24 protein-coding genes and 1 pseudogene are annotated in these 26,450 nt (G+C 57.0%); 15 read left to right on the top strand and 10 right to left on the bottom strand.

Annotation, left to right across the window (positions count from 1 at the left end; translation table 11 throughout):
- Window positions 1-113 precede the first annotated feature (113 nt).
- The 4 genes from OYW20_RS12790 to copD all read left to right on the top strand — a co-directional run bounded on the left by OYW20_RS12790 (window position 114) and on the right by copD (window position 4,307).
- Window positions 114-1,970, top strand: coding sequence for a copper resistance system multicopper oxidase (locus OYW20_RS12790; RefSeq protein ID WP_268796366.1), 1,857 nt, complete (start codon window positions 114-116; stop codon window positions 1,968-1,970).
- Window positions 1,971-1,980: 10 nt separating this feature from the next.
- Window positions 1,981-2,916 carry a copper resistance protein B gene (locus OYW20_RS12785; protein ID WP_268796365.1) on the top strand — a complete coding sequence of 312 codons (936 nt, stop codon included), beginning with the start codon at window positions 1,981-1,983 and terminating at the stop codon, window positions 2,914-2,916.
- Window positions 2,917-2,985: 69 nt separating this feature from the next.
- Window positions 2,986-3,369, top strand: a complete 384-nt coding sequence (copC, locus tag OYW20_RS12780; RefSeq protein WP_268796364.1) for a copper homeostasis periplasmic binding protein CopC — start codon at window positions 2,986-2,988, stop codon at window positions 3,367-3,369.
- A gap of 2 nt (window positions 3,370-3,371) precedes the next feature.
- A complete protein-coding gene (copD, locus tag OYW20_RS12775) occupies window positions 3,372-4,307 on the top strand; it encodes a copper homeostasis membrane protein CopD (RefSeq protein ID WP_268796363.1) in 936 nt (311 codons plus the stop codon).
- Window positions 4,308-4,357: 50 nt separating this feature from the next.
- Here copD and OYW20_RS12770 read toward each other — a convergent pair whose 3' ends face one another.
- Window positions 4,358-4,804: a DUF411 domain-containing protein gene (locus OYW20_RS12770; RefSeq protein WP_268796362.1), complete on the bottom strand. Its 447-nt coding sequence runs from the start codon at window positions 4,802-4,804 to the stop codon at window positions 4,358-4,360.
- 385 nt (window positions 4,805-5,189) lie between these two features.
- Between OYW20_RS12770 and OYW20_RS12765 the strand changes: the two are divergent.
- Window positions 5,190-5,501, top strand: a pseudogene (locus OYW20_RS12765) (IS66 family transposase); the annotation flags it as partial.
- A 31-nt stretch (window positions 5,502-5,532) separates the two neighbouring features.
- On the opposite strand, the gene OYW20_RS12760 reads toward OYW20_RS12765, so the two are convergent.
- The 4 genes from OYW20_RS12760 to OYW20_RS12745 form a co-directional block, all read right to left on the bottom strand.
- The gene (locus OYW20_RS12760) at window positions 5,533-6,141 is read right to left on the bottom strand and encodes a GAD-like domain-containing protein (protein WP_268796361.1); all 609 of its coding nucleotides are present in this window, start codon (window positions 6,139-6,141) and stop codon (window positions 5,533-5,535) included.
- An 11-nt stretch (window positions 6,142-6,152) separates the two neighbouring features.
- Entirely contained in the window at window positions 6,153-7,520 is a 1,368-nt protein-coding gene (locus tag OYW20_RS12755; RefSeq protein WP_268796360.1) for a DUF6861 domain-containing protein, read from the bottom strand.
- Between the two features lie 302 nt (window positions 7,521-7,822).
- A complete protein-coding gene (locus tag OYW20_RS12750; RefSeq protein WP_268796359.1) occupies window positions 7,823-8,617 on the bottom strand; it encodes a hypothetical protein in 795 nt (264 codons plus the stop codon).
- 111 nt (window positions 8,618-8,728) lie between these two features.
- Window positions 8,729-9,427 (bottom strand): haloacid dehalogenase type II, encoded by a 699-nt coding sequence (locus OYW20_RS12745; RefSeq protein WP_268796358.1) that lies wholly within the window; start codon window positions 9,425-9,427, stop codon window positions 8,729-8,731.
- Between the two features lie 91 nt (window positions 9,428-9,518).
- On the opposite strand from OYW20_RS12745, the gene OYW20_RS12740 reads away from it, so the two are divergent.
- Window positions 9,519-9,845, top strand: coding sequence for an ATP-binding cassette domain-containing protein (locus OYW20_RS12740; RefSeq protein WP_268796357.1), 327 nt, complete (start codon window positions 9,519-9,521; stop codon window positions 9,843-9,845).
- Entirely contained in the window at window positions 9,806-9,898 is a 93-nt protein-coding gene (locus tag OYW20_RS26280) for a hypothetical protein (protein WP_408005515.1), read from the top strand. Before OYW20_RS12740 ends, OYW20_RS26280 begins: the two co-directional genes overlap by 40 nt.
- 114 nt (window positions 9,899-10,012) lie before the next feature.
- Here the strand turns inward: OYW20_RS26280 and adhP are convergent, their stop codons facing one another.
- The 4 genes from adhP to OYW20_RS12720 form a co-directional block, all read right to left on the bottom strand.
- On the bottom strand, window positions 10,013-11,047 hold the full coding sequence (adhP, locus tag OYW20_RS12735) for an alcohol dehydrogenase AdhP (protein WP_268796356.1): 1,035 nt from the start codon (window positions 11,045-11,047) through the stop codon (window positions 10,013-10,015).
- A 47-nt stretch (window positions 11,048-11,094) separates the two neighbouring features.
- The gene (locus OYW20_RS12730) at window positions 11,095-13,284 is read right to left on the bottom strand and encodes an ornithine decarboxylase (RefSeq protein ID WP_268796355.1); all 2,190 of its coding nucleotides are present in this window, start codon (window positions 13,282-13,284) and stop codon (window positions 11,095-11,097) included.
- 52 nt (window positions 13,285-13,336) lie between these two features.
- Window positions 13,337-15,844 (bottom strand): phosphoketolase family protein, encoded by a 2,508-nt coding sequence (locus tag OYW20_RS12725; protein WP_268796354.1) that lies wholly within the window; start codon window positions 15,842-15,844, stop codon window positions 13,337-13,339.
- 63 nt (window positions 15,845-15,907) lie between these two features.
- Entirely contained in the window at window positions 15,908-17,116 is a 1,209-nt protein-coding gene (locus tag OYW20_RS12720; protein ID WP_268801014.1) for an acetate/propionate family kinase, read from the bottom strand.
- Window positions 17,117-17,404: 288 nt separating this feature from the next.
- On the opposite strand from OYW20_RS12720, the gene OYW20_RS12715 reads away from it, so the two are divergent.
- On the top strand, window positions 17,405-18,157 hold the full coding sequence (locus tag OYW20_RS12715) for a helix-turn-helix domain-containing protein (protein WP_268801013.1): 753 nt from the start codon (window positions 17,405-17,407) through the stop codon (window positions 18,155-18,157).
- Window position 18,158: 1 nt separating this feature from the next.
- Here the strand turns inward: OYW20_RS12715 and OYW20_RS12710 are convergent, their stop codons facing one another.
- Window positions 18,159-19,088: a universal stress protein gene (locus OYW20_RS12710; protein ID WP_268801012.1), complete on the bottom strand. Its 930-nt coding sequence runs from the start codon at window positions 19,086-19,088 to the stop codon at window positions 18,159-18,161.
- Between the two features lie 219 nt (window positions 19,089-19,307).
- Here OYW20_RS12710 and OYW20_RS12705 point away from each other — a divergent pair, with 219 nt between their 5' ends.
- The 7 genes from OYW20_RS12705 (at window position 19,308) to OYW20_RS12675 (ending at window position 26,392) form a co-directional block, all read left to right on the top strand.
- Window positions 19,308-19,793, top strand: a complete 486-nt coding sequence (locus OYW20_RS12705; RefSeq protein ID WP_268801011.1) for a potassium channel family protein — start codon at window positions 19,308-19,310, stop codon at window positions 19,791-19,793.
- A gap of 111 nt (window positions 19,794-19,904) precedes the next feature.
- On the top strand, window positions 19,905-20,234 hold the full coding sequence (locus tag OYW20_RS12700; RefSeq protein ID WP_268801010.1) for a BON domain-containing protein: 330 nt from the start codon (window positions 19,905-19,907) through the stop codon (window positions 20,232-20,234).
- Between the two features lie 194 nt (window positions 20,235-20,428).
- Entirely contained in the window at window positions 20,429-20,857 is a 429-nt protein-coding gene (locus tag OYW20_RS12695; RefSeq protein WP_268801009.1) for a hypothetical protein, read from the top strand.
- Entirely contained in the window at window positions 20,854-22,308 is a 1,455-nt protein-coding gene (locus tag OYW20_RS12690; RefSeq protein WP_268801008.1) for an ATPase domain-containing protein, read from the top strand. Before OYW20_RS12695 ends, OYW20_RS12690 begins: the two co-directional genes overlap by 4 nt.
- 41 nt (window positions 22,309-22,349) lie before the next feature.
- Window positions 22,350-23,777 carry a diguanylate cyclase domain-containing protein gene (locus tag OYW20_RS12685; RefSeq protein WP_268801007.1) on the top strand — a complete coding sequence of 476 codons (1,428 nt, stop codon included), beginning with the start codon at window positions 22,350-22,352 and terminating at the stop codon, window positions 23,775-23,777.
- Between the two features lie 178 nt (window positions 23,778-23,955).
- On the top strand, window positions 23,956-24,681 hold the full coding sequence (locus OYW20_RS12680; protein ID WP_268801006.1) for a Crp/Fnr family transcriptional regulator: 726 nt from the start codon (window positions 23,956-23,958) through the stop codon (window positions 24,679-24,681).
- Between the two features lie 280 nt (window positions 24,682-24,961).
- Complete coding sequence (locus OYW20_RS12675) at window positions 24,962-26,392, top strand: glutamate decarboxylase (protein ID WP_268801005.1); 1,431 nt, start codon at window positions 24,962-24,964, stop codon at window positions 26,390-26,392.
- Window positions 26,393-26,450 lie beyond the last annotated feature (58 nt).

Raw genomic sequence — 26,450 nt, 5'->3', positions numbered from 1 at the left:
CTGTTTGTTGTCTTATGGCATCTTCGATGTATCAAGCGCACCAGGTATCCAAAGGGCAAACCCTCGGGAATACACCGCAGTGCGTGCACCTGACTGACAGGACATGAATCGGTATGCACTCCAAAACTTCTCGGCGCATCTTCGTGAAAGGTCTTACCGCAGGCGGAATTCTCGGTGGTTTAGGCCTCTGGCACACCCCTGTATGGGCAGCGACTACTTCGGGCGGGACTAATGTCTTATCTGGGACAGAGTTCGACCTTTTTATTGGAGAAACACCGGTAAATATCACCGGAAATCCCCGCACGGCCATAACGATCAATGGTGGAATTCCTGGGCCTCTGCTGCGCTGGCGTGAAGGAGATACCGTGACCTTGCGGGTCAAGAACCGCCTTAAGGACATGACTTCCATTCATTGGCACGGGATTATTCTTCCAGCAAATATGGACGGTGTGCCGGGCCTCAGTTTCCATGGGATTGAGCCTAATGGCACCTACGTTTACCAGTTCAAGGTCAAGCAGAACGGAACGTACTGGTATCACAGTCACTCCGGCTTCCAGGAACAGGTAGGCGTGTACGGCCCGTTAGTCATCGAGGCAAAAGAGCCCGAACCTTTTGAGTATGACCGTGACCACGTGGTGATGCTCACTGACTGGACGGATGAAGATCCCGCTGCACTGATGAAAACGCTTAAGAAACAGGCGGACTACTACAACAACCATAAGCGAACAGTCGGTGACTTCATTAAGGACGTAGCGGACAAAGGTTGGTCAGCTACCGTCGCTGATCGCAAGATGTGGGCAGAGATGAAGATGAACCCTACTGACATTGCAGACGTCAGTGGCGCGACATACACCTACCTAATGAACGGCCACGCCCCGGACTCCAACTGGACAGGCACTTTTAAACCTGGTGAAAAGCTTAGGTTGAGGTTCATCAATGGTTCGGCCATGTCCTACTTTGATGTCCGTATTCCGGGCTTGAAGATGACCGTTGTAGCCGCCGATGGCCTGTATGTGAAGCCTGTGGTTGTGGATGAGTTCAGGATCGCCACAGCTGAGACCTTCGACGTGATCGTCGAACCGACTCAGGACGCCTACACGCTGTTTGCGCAGTCGATGGATCGGACAGGGTACGCCAGAGGCACCTTGGCCGTCCGGCCTGGTCTGGTTGCCCCAGTACCTAAACTTGACCCTCGTCCTCTCGTCACCATGGCCGACATGGGCATGGCCGGGATGGATCACGGCTCAATGTCTGGTATGGGCGATATGGCTGGAATGGATCACAGCAAGATGGCCGGTGCTGGTGACAGCTCTATGCAGGGTATGTCCGGGATGGACGGCGGCGACATGAAAGGCATGAATCATGGCGCTACCCAAGACATGTCCGGTATGGACAGCATGGCTGGAATGGATCACAGCAAATCGTCTATGGGGGGCATGGGAGAAATGCAGCAGCACCCGGCCTCAGAGTCCAACAACCCTCTCGTCGATATGCAGGCCATGTCGACGTCGCCAAAGCTTGATGATCCCGGTATGGGCCTTCGCGAAAATGGCCGAAAGGTACTGACGTACTCTGATCTAAAAAGCACGTTTGAAGATCCAGATGGCCGTGAGCCAAGTCGTACCATCGAATTGCACTTAACCGGTCATATGGAGAAGTTTTCCTGGTCTTTCAACGGCGTGAAGTTTTCGGACGCCGAGCCTCTAAAACTGAAATATGGCGAGCGAGTCCGCATCGTTCTCGTCAACGACACGATGATGACGCATCCCATTCACTTGCATGGTATGTGGAGCGACCTAGAGGATGAAAACGGGCAATTCCTTGTCCGAAAACACACCATCGATATGCCGCCAGGATCAAAGCGCAGCTACCGAGTAACCGCCGATGCGCTGGGACGCTGGGCCTACCACTGCCATCTCCTGTACCACATGGAAATGGGCATGTTCCGCGAAGTGCGTGTTGAGGAATAAGGAGCCTACTATGAGCAATTTCTTTTGCGGGACTCGGATGCACTCAGCTGTATTTACGGTTGCTCTAACCGCTGGTGTTATCTTGCCTGTAGCCGCCGAACCGGGCCAGGGCACGGAAGACGGGCAGATGCAGACAATGGATCATGGCCAGATGCCGGGCATGGATCACAGTAACATGCAGGGTATGGATCATAGCCAGATGCAGGGTATGCAGCCTCCCAAGCAGCAGACCCAGAGCCGGACACCGATACCGGCTCTAACCGACGCGGATAGAGCCGCAGTCTATAAGGCTCCTGGTGGTCACGAAGTCCACGACACTGCCCTCAACTCATTTTTTATATTTGAGAAGCTGGAATGGCAGGATGCTGACGATGGGGGCGCGCTGAACTGGGAAGCCCAAGGTTGGATAGGTGGAGATGTTGATCGTCTATGGCTGCGCTCCGAAGGCGAGCGCACCAACGGAAAGACCGAAGAAGCTGAGGTTCAAGCTCTTTGGGGACACTCCATCAGCCCTTGGTGGGATCTGGTCGGCGGGGTTCGTCAAGACTTCAAACCAGGCGACACTCAAACGTGGGCGGCTTTCGGTATCCAGGGCTTGGCGCTCTACAATTTCGAAGCCCAGGCCACTGCTTATCTGGGTGAAGGTGGCCAGACCGCAGCTCGGCTGGAAGGGGATTACGACATCCTCCTGACCAATAAGCTCATTTTGCAACCGACGGCGGAATTCAATTTCTATGGCAAAAACGATCCCCAGCGGGGCGTTGGTTCAGGGCTGTCCGAGAGTGAGGTCGGTTTGCGTCTTCGGTACGAAATTCGCCCAGAATTCGCACCTTACGTAGGTGTAACCTGGAATCGGGCTTATGGAAAGACCGCTGATTACGCCCGCGACGAAGGCGAAGACATTAACGAAGCACGCCTGGTGCTTGGCGTCCGAGTGTGGTTCTAAATCAAAGTTAGCAGCACCAAATAATTATCTAACCTCATTACAACAGCTTTGCGCTGTGAGGAGCCTTGCATGTCTGTATTTAAATCCTGTGTTGTGGCCGTCGCTCTTTCTTCCAGCCTTCTGCTCAGCGCAGTTGCCCAGGCTCACCCTAAGCTGCTGTCTTCGACTCCGGCTGAAGGCGAGAGCGGCCCAGCTCCTGCGAAGATAGAACTGCATTTTTCCGAAAACCTGGTTACCCAGTTTTCCGGGGCCAAGTTGGTCATGACGGAAATGCCTGGCATGGCACACGCCCCTATGCCCATGAAGGCCAGCGTCGCAGGGAGTAACGATCCAAAAACAATGATCCTAACTCCAGCTGCCCCCCTCACCGCTGGCACCTACAAAGTCGAATGGCGAGCGGTTTCCTCCGACACCCATCCGATTACAGGCAGCGTTACTTTCAAAGTGAAATAAGCATGGGCGACGCATTGAATGTGGCGCTGCGCCTCGCGCTTTATCTGGATCTGATGCTCCTGTTTGGCCTCGCGTCCTTTGGACTGTACAGCTTTCGGGGGAAAGAGCGCGTGTCCGGGGTAGTGCTGCATTTTGGATGGCTACTTTCTGGCACCGCTGCTTTAGGCATGCTTTTGTCCATAGCAGCTTTCGTGGTTATGACAAGCAATATGAGCGGCGCGTCCGACTGGGCCGAGCTGCGGCCTCACCTCGAAATGATGCTGTACGAGACAGAGATTGGCTTTAGCTGGGTGACGCGCATGATCTGGCTGGCCGTTGTCATTGGTGTGGCAAGCCAGAGCAAGCGATGGCCAACAGAGAGTCTATGGGTTGCTACCTTGGCAGGCAGCATCGCCGTGGCGACGCTCGCGTGGACAGGTCATGGGGCCATGGATGAGGGTGATAAGCGGTTCTGGCACTTTACGGCTGATATCCTGCATCTACTGGCCGCTGGCGGGTGGATTGGAGCCCTTGCTGCGTTCGGTTTGATGTTGAGGGTAAAAGAATCTGATCCAGAGCTACTCGTCCGAGTGCTGTCACGAGCGCTCAGCGGATTCGAAAAAGCAGGCGCACTGATCGTTGGCACGGTCATAGTTACTGGCGTCGCGAATTATCTCTTCATCGTTGGGCCGACAGTGGCCAATGTCTTATCAGGCGCCTATGGCGTTCTTCTACTCGTGAAAATCGTGTTGTTCGCTGGCATGATCGGACTTGCTACCCTTAATCGTTTCTACCTCAGTCCTGCCCTTGAGCGATCTGAACAGACGGGTGATTATTCGCTAGCGGTGACTGCTTTGAGAAAAAGTGTGGCGCTCGAATCGACCTTTGCTGTTGTCATTGTGTGCTTGGTGGCGTGGCTTGGAACGTTGAGTCCCTCAATCGAGATGGCTCAAGGATGATTGGAATCAGACCTGAGCGGCCCTAGTAGGCGCTCAGGTCTGGGCAACAACTATCGGCTGATCGGGTATTCTGCGACTACTTCCTGGGCACCTTCCTTGGCGACCCCCAAGACTTTATACGGCTGATGGTTCTGCCCGTATTCCATGCCTGGGGATCCTGCTGGCATGCCCGGTACTGCGATCCCTACGAGATCGGCGCGACCGCTCAGTTTCTTGATTTCTTCGGCTGGGACATGGCCTTCCACGAATTTCCCGTCAATGACAGCGGTATGGCATGAGGCGAGTTCCTGTGGAACACCCAGGTTCTGCTTGATAGCGCTCATATTGCTTTCTACATGGTCGACCACTTTGAATCCACTCGACTCAAGGTGTTTGACCCACTCTTTGCAACACCCGCAGTTCGCGTCGCGGTGTACATCAATAGTGAGCGGCGCTGCTGCCTGAGCTGCACCACAAATCAGCAACGCCACAGCCAGCGATAATTTTCGTTTGAACATTCCATGAACCTCATCAAGGTTAGTATGCGGCTGCTTTAGGTGCTCTTGGCCTGGGCCGCCAGTCGCGCTTGCGCACCGATTACAACGTAGGTTAAGCGCAAAGAGTCAGATTGCCGATTACATTTCTGTAAGCTGCTTGCTCGCTGCTTTCACTGGGTTTACCCCATCTCGACCGGTTTGAAGGAAGCTATCCGTAGGCTTCGAGCCGATTACATTTGCGTCAGCTTGCGCATAGCGGCCAATTTGGTAGCACACTTGAACGCCGCACAACCGGAGCCCAAGCATGAAACTCTTGGTAGCAGAAGACGAACCTAAAACAGGCATGTATCTACAGCAAGGTCTAGTAGAGGCCGGGTTCAGTGTTGATCGGGTTGTGACTGGTATCAGCAGAGCCCTCGATTACAGCCTGAAACGTTGGGCAGCGCTGTCGCGCTACCTCGATGACAGGGCCGTACCCATTGACAATAATTGGGCGGAGAACCAGATCCGGCCGTGGGCACTTGGACGCAAGAACTGGCTCTTTGCAGGATCGTTGCGCAGCGGCAAACGGGCGGCGGCGATTATGAGTTTGATCCAGTCTGCGCGGCTGAATGGCCCTGATCCGTACGCGTATCTAAAAGATGTCCTCACGCGCCTGCCGACGCAGCGGGCGAGTGAAATCGATCAGTTGCTGCCGCATAAGTGGCAACTGGATTAGATACTCCAGGCGGTATGCATGCATGCATGCCTTAAAAGCTATATGGCTCAAGCTCTGCAAGCTGGGACAGCAGGATTAGATGTTCCACTGCTTTTAGTTTCTCAACATGATCAAGAGATGCCGATCCGCCAAGCATCAACGCTGGAACAAAACCATACATTTCATCATGGCGTAGTGTACCAAGCTGTCTTCTTGCCGGTTTGAACAAGTCTTCTACATCGTTGGAGTCCACATTTCTGGATAACAGAAAACCTTGTAGCTCTCTGTCCATTTCCTCGGCTGTAATTTCAAAATCATGGATCACGCAACGAGAAAAGACGCTGGTTATCTTTAGTGAAAATCCCGTTTTCTCGCCCCACAAATAGAGATCGCCAAACGCTCCACGTGCAATCAGGTGGTAAGTGTCGCGTTTTCCAAGTTCCGTTCCCTCAATCCAGGAAGCCACCACTCCCTCGTATTCCTGCGGGTTCACGATCCAAAAAATCCCATCACCGTATCCGCACCAGCCGTGTTCGGCCCAGTATTCCAACAACTGATTGGGTAGCTTGCCTCTATAGCGCTCGATACTTGACGCTGGTACTTCCTGGCGATCAACCGGGCCACCAAACGTTTCTAAAAAAATGGAAAATATCTCATCCATTGCTTTTTCCCTTAACATTTATGAAGCTTGACATTGAGATAGGTGTCACCGCGTAAAGTTGCTGGCACTCTCTCCGCGGCCTTTTTCAAATTTGCAATTTTTGGCCTCCACTGAGGGCCAATACTGGAGTTCACTTGTCGATCACCGAAATCGCCGATGATATCCTTGCCACCAGCACTCAGATCGGGGTTGTGCAGTCCTGCAAGGTTTGACATCGTTTCCGTGGCTTTTTTCACACTCTCTGCTCTTGCAGTCTTGGCACTCATGGTTTTCAAATATTCCTTTTGCAAACGCTCTTGCAACGTGTCTCGTAGATCTATTCGGGCTTGCCTAGCGGCCGTTTGGCTACGCTTAATCGGATTGGCGATATTCTCTAAATACTCATCAACCGTCAGCCGATTCAGCCCGTCCTCCTGCCCCTTCAATTGCCGCTCGAACTCTCCGACTTTAGAGGCCGGCATCTTGTCTGCCTTGAAGCATTCGACGTCATGGCGCGGCATAGTATTTGGCTTGCCCTTGGGCGGCTCTTTGTCTTTTCCAGATGGGCTGTTCGGTGGTGATTCCTGCGGCCCAAGTGCGCCTCTGCGAGGCTCTGCCGCTTGTAGGTCAGGATGTTTTTTCAATGCTTCTTCGTGCTTGAGCATCCACTGGCCAAGCTTTGCACCTCGCTCGCTGCCTCGCATTTCGGTTGCGAGCACCCTTGCGTTTCCACGGCCTCGCGTCAGATAAGCAACGATAGCGCTTAGCAGGAGAATCACTACGGCCTCATGGGAGCGTGCAATATCCCACGCACCTTGTTGTGCTGCCATGCTGTCATCGGAAAAGGAACTCAACGGATTACCGGTTCGCTCTCGAGGGCCGTTCCAAGCGGTGGAAACCCCACGAATGTAGCCCGTAGCTATCGGCTTAAGGCCTTCTGTGAAGAATTCAGCAATCGAGGCCAGCCCCAGTACTCCAAGAATCCACGTTCCCGCTTGCACTCCGACCAGTGCTCCTGCCGTTGCGCCTGGGAACGCGCCGATGCCGCCTGCAAGTAATCCGATCCCTCCACCTATCGTAGCGCCAGTTAACGCACTGCCGATAATGATCATGGCCATGTCGACCACTGCGCTAATCATCTCATCAAGGATGCTTCGAATATCAAGGTCAGAAAAGCGCTTCAGGATGCTGTTGGCGGCCTCTTTTTCGCCCAAATCACAAGCTCGGCGGACACATCTGACCCGGCGATAAATCAGATCGATACTAGGTACATTTATGGAGCTGGGTGGGCTGAGAGGATTCATGCCCGTTCTGCGTTCCGCTAGGCCGCGCTTACTAAATATGCGTTCGGCATAAGCCTCGATATCGAGCCAACTGGGGATCCTTGTCCATAAAGGCATTCATCGCTCCTGCGTTCCGGGGGAGAATTGGGAAAGCTAAACTTTGTGCCATGTTATGTCAAAAGTGACTTCAAGGGATCCAAACCTTTAAGGCTGCGGCAGTCGAAAGGGTCGTGCCAGAGGATTCCCGCTCCCCTGTGGTTCAGGCAGTGCCCCCGGTGTCAGGATACTCACGTCGGACGTCTACAAATTTACCTGCTAGATGACTTCGCCAGACGAATACGCCTTAGGTAATGGGTATGCATGCTTTCCTATCTTTCAGGTTCACTTTCCAGCATTCAGCCGGTCAGCGCCTAGGTAAGTCATGCACCCATAACGTATTCCATGATTGCGCGCTGAACCTGAAGCAGTGCTGCCTTCTGTTCGTATCCAGCGAAACCGCCGTAGTCGACAGGATCAAATCCAACCTCTTCACCGATAAAAAAAGGCGGTGTTGGTAACAGGATCGGGTTGCCTAGCGTTGTCAGATGTTCTTTTGTGAGCGACCACTCCGTATCAGTGAAGTCGGCTGGCCACGAATCGGTTATCAAGATATCCACTTGCCGATTTGCAGCGTCGGAAAACGCAATATGAGGATTTGAATGATGAAGGTCTTGGCTACAGAAATGCACGATCGTTATTCCTAGCACTTCCGCCAGCTCGTGCCATGAGCGCAGCACATTTGTAGTTGGGCCCCACAGACCTATTTTTGCCTTACGGATCTCACCAAATTTAGAGTGGATGTAGAAGGCATCGGAAAGAACCTCGCAGGGATGCCCCTGAGCCGACATGGCATTTATGACGGGTCTTCGACTCGCCGAAGCAAATGCCCTGAGCTTTTCGTGGTTCGACTCCCTGATGACATAAATAGAATAAAAATGATCAAGGTAGCCCGCTAGATCTTCTGCACGCTCCTTCGACTTGAGAAGATTCGGAAGCTCTATGAATTGCAAACCCAGCTGTCCAAAAGCTTGTATGAACGTGGTGCGGGTGCGAATACCATTCCCTTCGAATGACCAACCCACGGTGCCTTTCACGGATTTGGGAGGCTGTTTTGCCAGAGCCCATATCTCCATGACGTGCCGTGTAGTCAAATCTCTGAGGCTGATTACATTCAAGTAATGCTCCTTCCCTGGATGGCGGCGTTGATGGTCTGTACGCATACGGATCATGCCCGTTCATGCTCCGGCGGAGCGGCCTTGGGGAGATGACTTGGCCGGACGCATACCTCAGAGTCCCACCCAGCGCTCTATGATTTTTTTGGTCAGCCCTGTTAAATCTACAGCGACCAGGTCTGGTTCAGGGACTTCAATGACGGGTAAAAGTGCATTGTGCGGCCGGGTCAGCAGCGCGCCAAGACAACCAGCAGCCTGGGCACCAGCAGTATCCCAAAGATGGCAAGCGACCAGTAGCAAGTCTGACATTTCTACATTCAAGTCTCTGGCAACCATCTGATAAGTCTCTGGGGCGGGCTTGAATTTCCTCACTGCCTCGACACTGAAGCGGCGCTCAAAGAACTTCGACAACCCGGCACCCTCAAGTGCCGAAGGCGATGCCCCGCTCCCGGAATTACTCAATGTCACCAGCCGGAAACCAGCATCTTTTAAGAGGTTGAGTGCCGGCAGTACATCCGGGTGCGCGGGCATAGTGTTCATTCGTGCCTTCAATTCATCGATATCGCTAACGTTGATCGTGACTTGATAGATAGAACCGAGCATGCGCAGAGTGCCAACGGCCAGTTCGCCAAATGGAACGTAACGGCCACATAAGGTCATCGTTTGCGAGTACAGAATCAGTTGGGCGAACCACTCGCGTAAAATGGCTCGATCTCCAAAGACACGTTCAAAAAAAGGGTCAAGGGTGGTGATATCGAGTAGGGTCTCATTCACATCAAAAACCAGGATGGGCGCGAATCTTTGCTTTGCCATGACTAACCTCTTCTCGTAGTGCTGCACGCATCCACACGCAGTTGATTCTGCCACATGCGACGCCTCCCCCCACAGCTACAAGGAACGAACAATGCGTCGTTGTTTGGCCGCCCGCCAGGTTTGCGGCGGTCAGTTGCAACGCGCGATGATTGCCATGGCGTTGTGCAGCGCGCCTGATCTGATTGTGTTCGATGAGCCAACGACCACGCTGGACGTCATCACGCAACTGGGGATTCTTAAGGCCATCGCCGGGGTGATCCGCGAGGCTGGAGTCGCGGCGTCTCCATCAGCCACGATCTGGCGGTGGTCGCCCAGTTGGCTGACCACATTCTGGTGTTGGGCCATGGGCGGCCGGTGGAATACGGCAAGACCCGGCAGATTCTGCAGTCACCCACTAATGACTACACCCAGCGCTTGATCGAGGTCGTACCGGAAATGAGAGAGGGCTGGTTAGTCCAGATCACGGGGTGATGCGCGCGATGTAATGGGTCGAAGGCCAGAACCCGTCATCAGTGCCGCAGATGAGCAAGACGGGGCCGGTCAGCGCAACAGCGGACAGCAGCACCCCGTGAACAAAAAATCCGCCTAGGCTTTTCTGAGATCTATCACCACACGCGAATGAACTTCACCCTGCTCAAGCTGCTCGAAAATTTGGTTTATTTCCGACAACGCCCGCACCTCAATGTCGGCCTTGACCTTGCCCTGCGCCGCAAAGGCTAATGCCTCGGCCATGTCCTGACGATTGCCGACAAACGACCCGCGAACCGTTATGCAATTGGCAACCACGTCGAACAGAGGCAATGGAAACTCTCCAGGTGGTAAACCGACCAGCACGCAGGTGCCGAGTTTTCGGGTCATGCCCACGCCTTGCTTGAAAGCACTCAGGGAGGGCGCAGTAATCAACACCCCGTGGGCGCCGCCCTCGGTGACCTGTTTTACAGCCTCAACCGGATCCCCCTCTCTCGCGTTCACCACCGCATCGGCGCCGAGTTTGCTCGCATGGGCCAGTTTTCGGTCATCAATATCCACCGCACAAACTCGCAGCCCCATGGCCTTGGCATACTGCACCGCCAAGTGGCCCAGCCCGCCTATACCCGAAATCACAATCCACTGCCCCGGCCTGACATCGGCCTCTTTGACACCCTTGTACGTTGTAATGCCGGCGCAAATGATCGGCGCCGCTTCAAGCGGATCAAGGCCTGCCGGGATGTGGGCGACATAATTGGGGTCCGCGAGGATGTATTCGGCAAACCCGCCATTTTGGGTGTAGCCACCAAATTGAGCGCTGGCACAGACCGTTTCCCAGGCACTGAGGCAGTACTCGCAATGACCACACGCCGAATACAGCCACGGCACACCGACGCGCTCGCCCTCGCGCACGCTGGTCACGCCAGCGCCCAGTGCTACCACAATGCCGATCCCTTCATGCCCTGGAATAAAGGGCGGTGTCGGCTTCAAAGGCCAGTCGCCCCGCGCCGCATGCAAATCGGTGTGGCATACACCGCATGCTTCGGTCTTGACCAGAATCTGCCCGGGTCCCGGCGTGGGAATGTCGTATTCGCGCAGCACCAAGGGTTTGCCGAATGCTTCAACAACGGCCGCCCGCATCTTGTTTTTCATGGTCTGTCCCTTTGTGTTGAATGGATATTGATGACATAGGGCTCGGATCAGACTGACTGCGTGATCACATGGCCATAAGCACGGATGCGGCCATCGGTCTCGGTGCGCAGATACACACCTTGCAGTTCAGGGTTGAACCCGGGGAATTGGTTGATCGCATCCTGCAGCGCCAGGAAATATTGCAGCACCGCGCCGTCCCAGATTTCACCGGGGACCACACACAGCACGCCGGGCGGATAAGGCAACGCACCTTCAGCCGCCATGCGCCCGCGGGCGTCCTCCAGGGCAATCAGCTCCACGTGGCCACGCACGAACTCCAGGTTGGCTTCTCGCGGATCCATAGCGACTGCCGGCATGCCTTTCTTGCGGAACATGTCTTTCTGCAATTGCTTCACGTCATGACGTGCGTAGAGCGAGTGCATCTCCTGGCACAGTTGGCGAATGCTGTAATCGCGGTAGCGCACCTCGTGATTGGCATAGAGCCCGGGCAGCACAATTGCCAGCGGCGCATCCTCTTTGATGAACCGTTCGAAGCGTCCTATCTGGGCCACCAGATGCTCCAGTTTCGCTTTGCCCTCAGCAGGCGTGAGCAGAAACAGAATGGTATTGAGGTCGTTCTTCTCCGGGACAATCTCGTACTGGCGCAGGAAGGTCGCCAGCACGCCGGCGTGGATGCCGAAGTCCATGTACTGCCCGGTTTCTGCGTCAATGCCAGGCGTGGTGAACAGCAGTTTGCAGGGATCGATGAAGTATTGATTCTCGCCGTAGCCTTCAAACGCATGCCAGCGCTCGTCGGGGTGATAGCGGAAGAACCGCAGATCACTGGCGATCTCGTCGGTGGGGTAATCCTGCCAATAGCGACCATCGATGGTGGGCGGCACGAAGGGCCTGACCAGCGTGCAGTTGTCCATCATCAGCTTGCGCGCCTCGATACCCGCTCGCACGCACTCATCCCACAGCCGATGGCCACTGCGGCCACTGTGCATGCGAGCGTTGACATCCAGGCACGCGAAAAGCGGATAAAACGGGCTGGTCGATGCCTGCGCCATAAACGAATTGTTCAGGCGCAAATGATTGCAGTAGCGCGCCTGCCCCTTGATGTGACGGTCTTTCTTGTGAATCTGCGAAGCCTGGGAAAATCCCGCCTGTTGTTTGTGAATCGATTGAGTGACGAAAATCCCCGGATCATCAGCACCCAATTCCAGTAGCAAAGGCGAGCAGTCGCGCATCATCGGGATGAACTGTTCGTACCCCAGCCAGGCCGAGTCAAACAGGATGTAGTCACACAGATGACCAATGCGGTCGACGATCTGCCGGGCGTTGTAGACGGTGCCGTCGTAAGTGCCGAGCTGGATGATTGCCAGACGAAATGGCCGCGCATCATCGGCTTTGGCAGCCGCCACGATGCGCAGTTGCTCACGCAAGTACGCCTCTTCAAAACAGTGCGAGTCGATGCCGCCGATCAGCCCGTAAGGGTTACGCGCCGTCTCCAGATAAAGCGGCGTGGCCCCGGCTTGAAACAGCGCGCCCTGGTGGATGGACTTATGGTTGTTACGGTCAAACAGCACCACATCACCGGGTGTGAGCAGTGCCTGAGTGACAACTTTGTTAGAGGTCGATGTTCCGTTCAGGACGAAGTACGTCTTGTCAGCGTTGTAGACCTTCGCCGCGCGCTTCTGCGCTTCTAGCGGTGCGCCTTCGTGGATGAGAAGGTCGCCCATTTCAACATCGGCATTGCAGCGATCAGCGCGGAACAATGTTTCGCCGAAAAAATCGAAAAATTGTCGGCCTGCCGGATGCTTGCGAAAAAACTGACCGCCTTGATGACCGGGGCAGGCAAAGGTGGAATTACCGCGTTCGACGTAGTGCTTGAGCGCACCGAAAAACGGCGGCAGCAAGGCTTCTTCATACTGCGTTGCCGCCCTCTCCAGCTTGTGCCCATAAAAATCGGCGTTATCGGTGCCCAGATCGAACACCCCGCTGATCTGCAACAGCACTTTTTCGATGTCGCGAATGGCTTCCCGAGTCAGTTCATCGTGTTCGGTCACGGCGAAAAAAACCGGAATATCGAACCCGGACCGGCTGATGTCGTCCACCCTGCCCTCACGCCAGTCTTGTGCTGTGAGCACCACCGCCGCCACGTCAGTGAGGTCGGTCGCGCCAAACCCCACGACCTCACGGCTCGTTGTAAAGCTGCCCTGCGCGCTCGGGCTTGCGGCGATCTTCAGTCTGTTCATGGGATGACCTTTTTCTATTCTCGAGTGGGGAGCCAGAACCAGACACAGGCCATCAGGCATCCGTGAAGGTCTGCGCTCGCACATGCCCCAGCGCCATCGGCGGTGGCCCTTCGGGTTCGCTGAAGTCCGCGGTCCAGTGCCAGTTCCGAATCTCCGGCAGATCCTCGAAATGCTCGCGAATCCAGGTGTGGTGCTTGCGCAACTGGCTCTCGAAAAAATGCACCGCGTCCAGGCTGTGCTCGCGCAGCCGAGGCACATGACTGAGTGCATCGATGGCCAGGTGGTAACGGCTCATGCCGTTGAGCACCACCATGTCGAACGGCGTGGTGGTGGTGCCGCGATCGCTGAAGCCACGGACGTGAAAACGCGCCTCGTTGGCGCGCCCGTGAACCATGGAGTGGATCACCCAGGTCGAGCCGTGAAAGGCGAACATCACCGGTGCTTCGCGGGTGAACAATGCCTCGAACGACACATGATCCATGCCGTGGGGCCGCACTTGCGGGGCGCTCAAAATCCCCAGGTCCACGACATTGACCAGCCGCACGCGGATGCCCGGCACATGCTTTTGCAACAGCCAGGCCGCCGCGACGGCTTCGGTGGTGGGCACGTCTCCGGCGCAGGCCAGCACCACATCCGGCTGTTCGTCCTCACCGCTGCCGGCGAACGACCAGATGCCGGCGCCTTGCGAGCAGTGCTTGAGCGCCGCGTCGAAATCCAGCCACTGGAAATCCGGCTGCTTGCCGCAGGTCACAACGTTCACGTAGTTGCGGCTGCGCAGGCAGTGATCGAACACGTTGACCAGGCAGTTGGAGTCCGGCGGGTAATACACCCGGACCACGTCGGACCTTCGTTGCAGCACGTTGTCGACAAACCCGGTGGACTGATGACTGAAGCCGTTGTGATCATTGCGCCAGGCATGGCTGCTGATGAGGATGTTGAGCGAGGCCAACGGACGGCGCCAGGCAAACTCGCGGCTCTGCTGCAGCCACTTGGCGTGCTGAGTGACCATCGAATCGACCACCTGCGCGAACGCTTCATAGGTCGACCACATGCCGTGCCGACCGGTGAGCAGATAGCCTTCCAGCCAACCCTCGCACAGGTGCTCGCTCAGCACTTCCATCACCCGACCGTCAGGCGCCAGGTGATCGTCAATGTTCAGGCACGGTCCGGGAGCGGTTCGATTGCTGGCGTCGAACACGGCGTTCAGCCGGTTGGAGTTGGTTTCGTCCGGGCCGAATACCCGGAAGTTATGCGCATTGTTACGCATCACATCGCGCAGGTACTCGCCCAGCTTGCGCGGTGCTTCGGCGATGACCTGTCCGGGGCCGTCCACTTGCAGGCCGTAATCGGCGAAATCGGGCAGGTCCAGCGCTACCAGAACACGACCGCCGTTCACGCTGGGCACAGCACCCATGCGCAGGGCAGATGGAGGCGTCAACGCCTGAAGCTCAGGCAACAACTGCCCCAGATCATCGAACAGCGTCTGTGGCGCATAGCTGCGCATCCAGGTTTCCAGTTGCTGGAGGTGCTCGGGGTTGTTGATGACATTGGCCAGCGGCACCTGATGCGCCCGAAACGTACCCTCCACCGGCAAACCGTCCACCACTTTCGGGCCGGTCCAGCCTTTGGGGCTGCGCAGGATGATCATCGGCCAACGCGCCCGCGCCCGACCGCCCATTTCTCTGGCGTGGGACTGGATGTCCGTGATCGCGTCGTGGCAGGTGTTGAGCGCTGCGGCAAAGCGCTGATGCATGCCCGGCAGGTCATCGCCGGCGACGATGATCGGCAGGTAGCCCCGTCCCCGGTACAGCTCGATCAAAGCTTCGTCCGGCAAGCGCGCTTCAACCGTCGGCCCGGATATTTTGTAGCCGTTGAGGTGCAGGATCGGGAGCACCGCGCCGTCACGGCGCGGGTCGAGAAAATGCACGCTTTTCCAACTGCCTTCCAGGGGGCAGGTTTCTGCTTCGCCGTCGCCGATCACGCACGCTACCAATAACGCAGGGTTGTCAAAGACCGCGCCAAAGGCGTGCATCAGTGAGTAACCCAACTCCCCGCCTTCGTGCAGCGAATTGGGCGTGTGCGGGCCGCAGTGGCTGGGCACGCCACCGGGAGTGGAGAAGCTGCGAAAAAACGCCAGCATGCCCGCCTCGTCAGCGGTGATGTGCGGGTGAACCTCGCTGTAGGTGCCTTCGAGCCAGGCGCAGGCGTTCATCGTCGGGCCGCCGTGGCCAGGGCCGGAGATAAAAAGTGTCTCGACGCGGCGCTCACTGATCAGCCGGTTCAGGTGCACGTAGATAAAGTTCTGTCCGACCGAAGTGCCCCAATGCCCCAGCAGTCGGGGCTTGATGTGCTCAGCCAGCAAGGGCTCGCGCAGCAGTGCGTTGGCCTTGAGATAGATCTGGCCGACGCACAGGTAATTGGCGGCGTTCCAGTAACGGTGCAATCGCGACAGCAGGTCCGCGTCTAACGGACCGCTTTCGATCGGCGGCGCGTCAGAGGAAATAGCCGGGGCAAGGTCGGTGTGTTCGACGCTGGAAAGCGTTGAGTTGAAGCGATACATGGCGACTCCAGAGGGTGCAATGCACAAGCCTTGCGACTCGCAGGTTTGAAGGGGTGTATCGATTCAGAGGCTGCGGTGCAGCAAACCGAGCGCATGGCGTGCGATGACCGCGTTCTCGTCGGTAGCGATGGTCCAGGCCGAAACGCGGCTGCCAGGCAACGACAGGCAACCGGCTTGCTCGCTTTTCACCGACGCATCGTGCTCGACGCCCAGCCAGGCGCAGCCCTCAAGAATGGCGCTGCGCACCTCGACCGCGTGCTCGCCGATGCCACCGGTAAACACCAATGCATCGACGCCGCCTAATACCGCCGCCAGGCTGCCGATCTCGCGCACCACGCTGCGCACGAACAACGCGATGGCCTCGGCGGCCTCAGGCGCCCGGCTGGCAGACAGTTCGCGCATGTCGCTGGCGATGCCGCCGGACACACCCAGCAGGCCGCACTGGTGGTACAACAGGTCTTGCAGCGCCTGCACGCTCATGCCGCGTTCGCGCAGCAGATACAGCAACAGGCCAGGGTCCAGGCGACCGGGGCGCGTGCCCATCAGCAAACCATCCAGAGTGGTAAAGCCCATGGTCGTGGCGCGGCTGACCCGGTTGTGCATCGCGCACAGACTCGCGCCGTTGCCCAAGTGCGCGACGATGGTTCGTCCATGTGCCGCTCGCTGATCGTATTGCGGCAACACGCTGGCGATGTATTCGTAGGACAACCCGTGAAAACCATAGCGGCGCAGGCCCTCGTCGGTCATTGCCCGAGGCAGGCCGAAGCGCGTTTCCAAGGGGTCCAGGCTGTGATGAAACGCAGTGTCGAAGCAGGCGAATTGCAGGATGTCGCGGTGTTCGCGGGCCAGATACGAGATCGGTGCCAGACACAGCGGTTGATGCAGCGGCGCGACAGGCACAAGCGCCTGCATCTCGGCCATCAATGCTGGTTCGATGGGCGCTGCCACTTCACTGCGGTTGCCGCCATGGACGATTCGATGGGCGGCTGCGCAAATCTGTCCATCGGTGTGGCGCTCGATCCAGTCCATCACATTGAATAACGTACCGCCGTCGGGTGACGCGTCGTTGCGCGGCCAGTCTTCATGCATTTGCGTCTGGCTGCCCGTGTGCCGGTAGATCAGCCGCTCGATGTCCTTGCGCACTTCAAAGCTGCCGGTGCCGACACAGCGCAACCTCGGCTCAGCCTGCGGGGCGGCGTCGTAGAGGGAAAACTTGATGCTTGATGAGCCGGCGTTCAGCACCAGCAAAACAGGCCGCGATTGATCGTTCATGGAACACTCCGTGGACGGCACTCGATCTGTATGAGCCTGGCCGCGGTCAACGCGGGGCACCGGCGGTTAGTCTGATCGCCCGGGCGTAAGCGGTATTGATCTGGATCAAAAAGCCTTGAACCACCACTACTGCTTACGTCCATTTTTGATTGAGTACACCCAATCGCGTGAACTTAACCCCCGTTTGGCGGACCCTTTCGCCCATCCAGCCCCGCTCATCCACATTTGAAATGGGTGGTATCACTGCCCTCCCCGCGCGCCTATGCTCGATTGAACAAGGAGATGTACATGACCGCCCATTTGGCCGCCGTTCCCGGCTTGTTCCTCAAGGCAGAGTGCTCCAACTGCAGCGTTAGTGAGCTGTGTCTTTCAATAGGAATGAGCGTCACCGACAGCGATCGTTTAGCAGCGATCATCCCTCAACGGATAAAAATCAAGAAAGGCACTGCGCTCTATCACGCTGGCGATCCGTTGCGATCGCTTTATGGGGTGCGATTCGGTTTTTTCAAAACCACGATTTCTTCCCAGGACGGCCGTGACCAGCTCACCGGGTTCCAGATGTCAGGGGAATTGCTGGGTTGCGATGCGATCAGCGACGCCCGCCATGTGTGTGATGCCGTTGCGCTGGAAGACAGCGAGGTGTGCCCGATTCATTTCACTCAACTGGAGCGGTTGTCCCGGGAGCTTCCCTCGCTGCAGCACAACCTGCACCGCGTGCTGAGCAAAGAGATTGTCCGCGACCACGAGATGTTGCTGCTGATGGGCAACCTCAACGCCGAAGAACGCATGGCGGCGTTCTTGCTCAATCTTTCAGGCCGCATGGCGACCCGAGGCTATTCGCACACCGCGTTCGTGCTGCGCATGACCCGCGAAGACATAGGCTCCTACCTGGGTTTGCGGCTGGAAACCATCTGCCGCGCCATCGCCAATCTGCGCGATCAAGGCATCGTCAGAATTTCCGGCCGTGCGGTAGAAATCCTCGAACTCAACCGCTTGCGGGCACTGGTCAGCGGCTGCGGCCACGGGCCGAAAATACTCTGAATCACCCGGCTATCCTGAGTGTGCCGGCCTTGACCACCAGCACACTGCAAGGCGCATGCGTCAGCAGGTTTTCGGCTGTGTCGCCCATAATCTTTTCCAGGCCGTGTACCGGCTGAGTCCCCATCACCAACAGATCGAAATCATGTTGCCGGGCGAAGGTTTCAAGGGTCGTTCGCGGGCTGCCGTTCAAAAAGTGGCAAGAGTTGCCCGCAATGCCGTGATGCGCGCACAACAGCGCAAATGCTTCTTCGTGGGCATCACTCAACGCTTCCTGAAACCCGTTCTCGACCGGCTGAGCGCCAAAGGTGTTCGCGCCGGCTGCGTATATCGCCGCCCAGTCATACACGTAGACCACGTGCAGTATCGCCAGGCATTGCGCCGCCAGGCGAGACGCTGCGTCAAGCAGGGTGTCGTTCAACCACAACTCGGCATCGTTGGAGCGGTAGAGATTGACCGCAGCCAGGATCTTGCGCGGCAACCGCTGGGAGGTGCTGGTGACGAACTGGATCGGGCACAGGCACTGTCTCAGCAAGTGCCAATCCAGCGGCCTCGAAAACAGGCGCTTGAGCGAAGGCTCATGATGGATGTCCTTGATGACCATGATGGGGGCTATGGCTCGGACATAGTCATGCACATCGTGATAGACATCACCCAACCACATCAGCTGCATGCTGACATCGAGGCCCCCACCACGCTCCTTTTCGATTTGCGACTCGAGCCACCGACGATGATCATGCAGATACTCCTCGCGCAGGGTCGACAGCGCGTCAGGGTTAAAGTAGCCCATGACCTCCAGCGTATTGACGTAATCGACGACAACGATACGCAGTCCCACACCGCTCGCTTTCGCGAGTGCAATCGCCCTTTCGAAAGCAGGGGTGCGCTCCTGAAGGGAGGATGCAATCAATAACAGGCACGGTGAGTCGGTCACAGAGACCTCGATAATCGTTGCACGCGCAGATCAGCAAGCGGTTGCTCGTGATCCTGTGTCCCACGGCGCGGGCTACATGCCCTGCACACAGTGTGAGCATTCACGGCGGCGCGAACCTGATGTAGATCATAAGTTGGCGTGCCGTGGGGCTCACCGTCCTGACATTTATCAAACCGGGCAAATATCGGTCAATGCACAGTAATATCTTTGGGGCCTTTTATGATCGCTGTCACGTTCATCAATATCCTGATCATCACCACGGCGGTCATCGTTCATTACGAATGCCTGCTGCGCCTGAATTTGCTCATGCCCAGACTCAATCTGTGGCACAGGTTTCGTATGGTCTTCGGGGTCCTGGGCGCTCTGATCGCCCACGCCATTGAGGTCTGGATATTTGCGCTGGGCTATTACTTGATGAACCGTTCGCAGTCGCTCGGGAAGCTGACTGGCAACTTCGACGGCAGCTTCATGGATGCGGTTTATTTCTCATTCACAACGTTCACCACTCTGGGCTTCGGCGACATCAGTCCTACCGGCCCCCTCAAGTACCTGACCGGACTGGAGGCGCTGACAGGCTTGGTGCTGATCACCTGGACCGCCTCATTCCTGTTCATCGAAATGCAGCGGTACTGGCGCACCGACGCGCCGACCTCTCGCGCACCTGCGGCCCATTCGCCGGGAAAATCAAACAGCCGCAGCCTTTAAGCGTCTGTCACTGACAAACCTCAATATTTGATTCTCCAGCAAGCGCTCAATGACCCAATCTCGGCGTAAGTCACCTGGCTGCGCCTTCGCCCGCCACCAAGAGCAATGATCATGAGCGACCTGACATTACGCAGACAAAGTCTCGATGAGCTGGAATTTCTTCCGCACATCGACGCCGCCGCAATCGGTGTGAGCATCGAGGATGGCGTGGTGGTGCTTTCCGGCCATGTAGGGACCTACGCCGAGAAAATCGCCGCCAAACACGCAGTCAAAAGCGTCAAGGGCGTGCGCGCCGTGGCAGAAGAAGTCCGCGTGTCCACGGACCTGGCCGTCAATGATGGCCTGATCGCCTCGCGCTGCCTGGATCTGATTCGCTGGAACACGGCGGTCAGCGGGGGCACTTGCAATGGCTCATACCTCCAGCAGCATCCAGCACTTTAACGACTAAACCCAAGGACTGACTGGAGGGTACGGAGTTGAAATGTCGAGCCTATATTTTCCCTATGTGCGATAGCAGACAGACGACACAGTCAGCAACAGACAGTATCCGCCGCGGGGAACCCGGAGCCGGGTTCTAAACCGATGGTGACGCTAACGTTCTCCAGATCCTATCGCGCTGATGAGTAACGATGCTCATGCCAATTGATAAACCAAGACGCAGCGCGCCAATACTCAAGTCGGTGAGCAACGACCGCTCCAGCGCCAGCGAGGTTGCTGAGGCGTTTGTGCTGACGCTGGAAGATATGCGCGCAGTGCTGACACCCATACTGGGTCCGATTGCGGTGGCCGCGCTTTACCGGCGCTGCCTGCATCTGTGTGCGGCCACCCACAGTTGTTTCGAGTCTTTGAGCGGGAATGAAGAAGCGGCCATGAACACTTCCTCCTTCCGAGCCATGCTGGTCGGGCAAAGCAGCGCCGACGCTCGTCGACACGGCGATACCCTGATCAGCACTTTTCACACGTTGTTGGCTTCCCTGATTGGCCCCTCGCTCACTGAGCAACTGGTAGGCGAATGGACGTCCAGTTCAATGGACCGCAACGATCACCAGAGTAGCGACACATGAGTACCACCGTACATATCAAGCGTCTGTCTACCGGTGTACCAGGGTTTAATGAAGTATTGGGTGGCGGACTGCCGGAGTTCTCGTTCAACCTGATCGCTGGCCCGCCCGGCAGTGGCAAGACAACCCTTGCCCATCAGATGATGTTCGCCCTGGCCACGCCCGAGCGCCCTGCCCTGTACTTCACGGTATTAGGTGAACCGCCGTTGAAAATGTTGCGCTACCAGCAGCAGTTCGGGTTCTTCCAGAACGAAGAGATCAACCGCTCGGTACGCTACATCAACCTGTCGATGGACACCCTGGCGGGTGATCTTGACGAGGTGCTCCGACGCATCGTCGCAGAAGTGGAGACGTACAGTCCCGGGTTGGTGTTCGTTGACTCTTTCCGCTCGGTGGTACTCGCCAGCCAGACCCAGGCCAACCCCAACAACAATTTGCCGCAGTTCGTGCAGCAACTGGGCGTGACGATGACCAGTTGGCAGGCCACGACATTTCTGATCGGTGAATACTTTTCCCAGACCGAAAGCAACCCCGTCTTCACCGTGGCCGACGGCCTGATCTGGATGGGCCAGAGCGTGCAGCGCAACTCAATGGTCCGGCAAATGCAGATCATGAAGATGCGCGGTCAACCGAGCTTGCCCGGGCTGCATACCTTTCGCATCAATCAGACGGGCATCGACGTGTTCGCGCCGGTGCAGAACAGCGTGAAGCCCCTGAGCAACCCTGTAGCTGCGCGCACACGTTTGAAAACCGGCATTTCGGGCCTGGACGAGATGCTGGGCGGTGGTCTGCCACAAGGTTATTCGCTGTTGGTGGCTGGGCCCTCGGGCTCTGGCAAAAGCATTCTGGCCGCCAGCTTTCTCGCCTGCGGCGCGCGGGAAGGTGAAACGGGCGTAATCGCGGTGTTCGAGCAGCGCCCCAGCCGTTCTCAGAGCCCCGAGCTATCACGACTGATAGAGACTGACCGAGTGGGCCTGGTGGAGAGCCGTGCCTCAGACCTGTCCATCGATGAGATCGTCCATCTGTTGCTGCACGAGATCAAACGCCTGGGCGCAACACGAGTCGTGATTGACTCATTGTCAGGCTTCGAACTGGCGCTGGCGCCAACGTTTCGCGAGGACTTTCGCGAGTCATTGTCTTGCTTGGTGAGCGCCTTGAGCCAGGCAGGTGTCAGCATCCTGATGACCTCCGAACTGGAAGATCGCTACACCGATCTTCGCTTCAGCCCTTATGGCACGGCGTTCATGACCGACGCCATCATCGTCCAGCGCTACATCGAGGTCGACAGCCGCTTGCTGCGCGTGATGGCTGTCGTCAAGGTGCGCGCCAGCGCTCACTCCGACGAGTTGCGGCTTTATGAGATCAGCGATGAAGGGATCGTGGTCGGTCAGCCATTGCGCAATCGGGAAGGATTGCTGGGTGGGCGTCCGTCGCAGCGGTTGCGAGACGAGTAAACGGTTACACGCAGCCCGCCAAACTCTCAGTGAGATGTGCCATGAAGCCCTCCCATGAAACGGAAAAACTGCTGGCAGCAAATGAACAGCTGGTACTGGGCATGCTGCGCATTCAAAGCGAAGTGCAAGCGGCCGAAGTGACGCTGAGCGAGATCTTCCGTGCAGCCAGTGTCGATGAGTTGACCAACCTGCCTAACCGCAGGGAACTGCTCACACGGCTTGCAGACGCCATTACCGGAGGCCAGCGCAGCGGAGGCAGCTTCGCCCTGTTGTTTCTGGATCTCAACGGGTTAAAGAGGATCAACGACACTCTGGGTCATCATGTGGGCGACGCTGTGCTTATGGAAACAGCGCAGCGCTTGAGTGCATGCGTATCGGGCGAGGATACCGTTGCCCGATACGGCGGCGACGAGTTCGTGGTTTTGCTGCCCCATCCCGCCAGCCGCGAAGACGCTCAGCTCGCGGTCGATAAAATCAAACTGCAATTCGGCCAGCCATGGTCTATCGGCGACCGGCAAATGCCGATCAGTATCAGCGTTGGCATCAGCCTTTACCCCGATGACGGCACGGACTCAAAATCGTTGATCGACATCGCCGACTCAAAAATGTACCGCGCCAAACAGGCACAACAAACCTCCACTCTACCTTCTGCCATACCGGCGGCCTTGATGATGCAAATGCGCGAGGCCAATGGCGCGCTGGTACTCGCGGCGCTGAATGCGCAAGCGTTACAGGAGCAGGCGGAAGCTACCTTACGCCAGGAAAAATTTATCCTGGCCATGGTGGCGCATGAGCTTCGCGCGCCCTTGGCGCCCCTTAGCCTGAGCACTGAAATGCTGGCGAACGTCAACACAAAAGACGTTCCCCGGCTGCACGCAATTATCGGCAGACACATCGAGCACCTGACGCGGCTGGTTGAAGATCTGGTCGACGTGAGCCGCGCCAGCACCGGAAAGCTGCGCCTGACGCTTAAAACCATCGATTTTTCGCAGGTCATCCAGCAAGCGATAGACGTGTGCGAGCCATTGATTTCGGCCAAACATCAAACGCTGCAAGTCAATGCTTGCGCCGTGACGTCATACATTGACGCAGATCAACTACGGCTCACTCAAGTGTTGTCAAACTTACTGGGTAATGCATCCAAATTTTCCCCCACCCACGGCGTGATCGCGCTCTCTTACAGTGTCGAGGGCCAGTGGGCGCGGATCGAAGTCTCAGACGATGGTGTGGGTATATCAGCCCACGCTCTGCCGATGATCTTTGAGCCCTTCATTCAGGATGAACATGCGTTAAGCATCAACAAGAAGGGCTTGGGGATTGGTTTGACGGTGGTCCGTGAGCTGGTAAAAGCCCATGGAGGCAACGTAGCAGCTCACAGCAACGGACTGGGACTGGGCAGCCGCTTTACCCTCCTGCTGCCCTTGTCTGAACTCAGTGACAGCCATCACCAGGCGCCAGAGCTTCAATAAAACCGCGCCTGCCGACTTAAAGGCGTGCGCCGGGCTCGTGTCGAGTGCCGTGCGCCCTTGCCTTCCCCACAAGCGCCTGAATACACATGCTTTTCGACGGCGAGACGCCCATCGACTGCCTTCAGAAGCACCGGGTTACGCTGACTGAGCGAATCCCCCCTTGATACGGAAATTGCTAATGCTTGTTCCACCGCAGAGGACTCACAACTATCTACTTGCAGCGCTTAATCACGAGGAATTCAAGCGCCTGGCTCCGCACCTGGAGCCGGTCACCCTGACATTGGGTCAGGTGTTGTGTGAACCTGGAGACACGCTTAGCCATGTGTATTTCCCCATCGACTGCATCGTCTCTCTGGTGCATGTGACGCAAAGCGGCGAGTCAGCGGAAATAGCCGTCGTCGGTAACGAAGGGCTGGTCGGCATCGCCTTGTTCATGGGTGGGGACAGTACCTCGAGCCGCGCAGTGGTTCAGAGTGCAGGCAATGCGTTTCGACTGCCAGGTCAAAAGATAAAAATGGAGTTCGAGCGCCATGGCGATCTGCTGCTGCTGATGCTGCGCTACACCCAGGCACTGATTACTCAGATCTCACAGACCGCACTTTGCAATCGCCATCATTCGATCGACCAGCAATTATGCCGGTGGCTGCTGTTGTCCCTGGACCGCTTGCGCAGTAACCAGCTGAACATGACTCAAGAACTGATTGCCAACATGCTCGGCGTACGTCGCGAAGGTGTCACGGAAGCTGCAGGGAAATTGCAGCGCCTGGGTGTTATCGAATACAACCGTGGTCTCATCAAAGTCCTTGATCGTCAGAAACTGGAAGCGCTCAGCTGCGAGTGTTATTCGGCGGTCAAAGCTGAAACGGACCGGCTACAGAACTACATCCCGCACAGGGACAAATGATCCAGATCGGTTGGATCGCCTTAAGTCGGTGGTCCCAGGCTCGCAGCAATTCGAGACATCTGCGCCGTTAATGATCTTTGTCAATGTCCGGGGATAAAACCCGCGCACCATCGGGCACGGTGAATGCTCAGCTGTTCGCCCGTACGCAGGGCGCTGGCGGTTCATTCACTGACAACTACCAACTTTTGCTAGCCGTTAGTTCGCTCTCTTCCTGACGCAGCCAGATCGGTCGCTATCGATCAGCGTCTACGCCATTTCCCTCACTCAAGAGCAGGATTTCATGGCACTTCATAAAACCGTAGAGATTCAGGATCAAGCCATCGAAGACGTTTACTCCAGTGGCTCCTCTCAGCATAAATTGCCCAAGTACCGGCTCCCCAATCAGTCAACCACGCCCTCCGCCGCCTACAACCTTGTGCGCGACGAGTTGCTGCTTGATGGCAACTCCCGACAGAACCTGGCGACATTCTGCACCACCTGGGTCGAGCCGGAAGTGAAGCAGTTGATGGCCGATGCTCTCGACAAAAACATGATTGACAAAGACGAGTACCCCCAGACGGCGGAGATCGAAAACCGCTGCGTGCACATCATTGCGGACCTGTGGCATGCACCGAAGTCGTGGCAAACCGTTGGTTGCTCAACCACGGGGTCCAGTGAGGCTGCGATGCTCGGCGGCCTGGCCCTGAAGTGGAGCTGGAAAAAACGCAGGGAAGCGGCGGGCCTGCCGACCGACAAGCCGAACTTTGTGTGCGGTCCCGTACAGATCTGCTGGAAAAAGTTTGCACGGTACTTTGATGTGGAAATTCGCGAGGTGCCGCTGCGTGGCAACGCGCTTGGCCTGCTGCCAGCCGACCTTCGTGAATACTGTGACGACAACACGATTGGTGTTATAGCGACCCTGGGCGTGACCTTCACCGGCATCTATGAACCCGTGGCAGCTCTGGCGGCTGAACTGGACGCGATGCAACGCGATCTCGGCCTTGATATCCCGATCCATGTTGACGCCGCCAGTGGCGGCTTCATCGCGCCGTTTATCCAGCAGGAGCTGGAGTGGGACTTCGTGATCGAGCGCGTCAAATCCATCAACGCCTCAGGCCACAAATATGGCCTGGCACCGCTGGGCGTCGGCTGGGTGATCTGGCGTTCCACTGATGACTTGCCAGAAGAGCTGATCTTTTACGTGGACTACCTGGGCGGCAACATGGCGACCTTCGCGCTGAATTTCAGCCGGCCAGGCGGTGAAATCATTGCTCAGTACTACAACTTTCTGCGCCTTGGACGCGACGGTTACACGCGCATTCAGCAAGCCTGCTCCGACACGGCGCAGTGGCTGGCGGCGGAAATCCTGAAGTTCCCTTCGCTGGAGCTGGTCTACAACGGGAAAGACGGCCTGCCGGCGGTTTGCTACAAGCTCAAGGACGGAATCGACCATGGCTTCACGCTCTATGATCTGTCGGAACGGGTGCGCATGCGCGGTTGGCAGATCGCCTCCTACCCTCTGCCGTCTGATCGGCAAAACATCGTAGTGCAGCGGGTTTTGGTGCGACATGGCGTAAGTCGCGACCTCGTCGCACTGCTGCTGGACGACCTGCGCAAGGCTCTGGACTATCTGCAAAAGAATCGGGTCGAGCACTCTGATGCGGGCCCCAGCTTCAGCCATGGCGCCATCGCAACTCCGGTGATTCCGGCTGACACCCCGAACGTCGCCTGAACGCACACCACACTCACCGGGCCTCGATGCCCGGTGCCTTAGCGTGACCAGCCGGGTG

This window comes from Pseudomonas sp. BSw22131 (assembly GCF_026810445.1).
GTDB classification, from domain to species: domain Bacteria; phylum Pseudomonadota; class Gammaproteobacteria; order Pseudomonadales; family Pseudomonadaceae; genus Aquipseudomonas; species Aquipseudomonas huanghezhanensis.
This window is presented reverse-complemented; position numbering and strand designations above follow the sequence as displayed.